Below are 1,105 nucleotides of genomic sequence, written 5' to 3'. Positions count from 1 at the left end.
CCTTGCGAGCAGGAATGGATACGCCCAGACAGAGACTATTGCTGTCTTCTGGAGCCAGTAACGCGAATAATCTGATCCATATTTTCATTGATGTACAGTTCATCCTGTTGTCGCACAGAGCTACCGCCAACAAACTCTTCCGCGGTTAACGAAACAGCACCTTCGCTATCCCGAAGCACCATCGATCCCGGCACTGACTCGACAACTCCTTGCAACTGACCTTCAGAGATAGAACTCAACGTTCTTGATCCAGGTGCATCCAACTTATACATTTTTGGGTTTCCTAAAACCCCTTCGTCCTTGGTGTAACTCTGGGAAGGACTGTTGCTAGAAAACTGACGATCTTCGCTAACCAACACCCGTATCTCTCTCTGTAAACCGTTTACATCATCGATGCTGATCACAGGCAGCCATTTCGCATCTTGCGTTGCAGATTCTACCTGGAGAGTCTTTGGGTTAATTTGGTTCGTGTCTATGCAGACCTCATTCGCAATGTCTGTGGCCGAACAATACAAGGCTCGGCTTTCGAAAAGGTACTTACCTTCGCGACAAGTTCCCGCATTGATATCGAACGAAGTACATTCTTCAGACGTGCCCTCCTCAAGCTTCGCGAAATTGCACTGTACTGGAGAAAAACCTTTGTAGCAGATGTTACTGGTTTTCAAACCGAGGATATTCGAGGTGATATAAATATTATCGTCCTGAATAATCGGCTTTGCTATGGATTGCACAAGCCGCTTACCTAGCAATAGACTCTCTCTGACGGTCGCTGGAGCCGTCGCTGGCTGATTATAATCGTAGAGCACGAGAGCATCTCTCTCCGACAAGCGGACGTTCATCAGCAATTTATTATCATAAATCTGAAAATCGAGATCCCTCATATGATCCGCGTAGTACTGCAGAAATGCGGTAAATGCGACGTCGTTTGCTGGATCATCGAGTTCATTTAGATCCTGATATCTCTCTGGCGTACACAAATCTTCTACTGGCGTATTCTGAACTTGTTCGGCTGCGGTTACACAGTAATCGGTCAAATCGACTGGAAAACTACACCCTAACCCGACGTCACACCCGGTAGTCACCTGCCAAGATGTACCGCCTACAT

General features: G+C 46.9%; 1 protein-coding gene. It reads right to left on the bottom strand.

Features of this window, described 5'->3' with window-relative positions; translation table 11 throughout:
• Positions 1 to 35: 35 nt before the first annotated feature.
• On the bottom strand, positions 36 to 1,105 hold a 1,070-nt coding region (locus A3750_RS26525), incomplete at its 5' end, for a hypothetical protein (RefSeq protein WP_197475244.1).

It is taken from the genome of Oleiphilus sp. HI0079 (assembly GCF_001635105.1).
The sequence above is the reverse complement of the archived record's forward strand: the minus strand, read 5'-3'. Positions and strand labels throughout refer to the sequence as shown.